The following is a 372-nucleotide window of genomic DNA, read 5'->3' on the forward strand; positions in this document are numbered from 1 at the left end:
GTCACCGTCATCGCGGGAGACGTGGATCCGGCACACTCCGATTTCCATATTGCGCATCAGACCATCAGGGCTGACGGTAAAGACGCTGCGCTGGTCTCTTTCCGCGCCAAGGATACCTCAGGCAATGCGGTCAGCGGCATCGCGGACAAGCTGGCCTTCAGCAGCAGCAGCGCCGCCGACGTCGTGAGCCCCATTACCGAGAGTTCGTCACACCCCGGACTGTATCAGGCCTCCCTCACCGGTTCCCTGGCGGGTGAACACGTCGTCACTCCGCAGTACAACAGTGCGGCCGTGGGCAGCCTCACCGGCCACGTCACCGTCATCGCGGGAGACGTGGATCCGGCACACTCCGATTTCCATATTGCGCATCAG

Annotated in this window: 1 protein-coding gene; it reads left to right on the forward strand. The window is 62.6% G+C overall.

Features of this window, described 5'->3' with window-relative positions; all coding sequences use genetic code 11:
• Positions 1-372 (forward strand): invasin domain 3-containing protein (locus GSQ70_RS00690; protein ID WP_158780484.1); only part of this gene is annotated, 372 nt, incomplete at both ends.

Source organism: Pantoea sp. BAV 3049, from assembly GCF_009765445.1.
GTDB lineage: Bacteria > Pseudomonadota > Gammaproteobacteria > Enterobacterales > Enterobacteriaceae > Erwinia.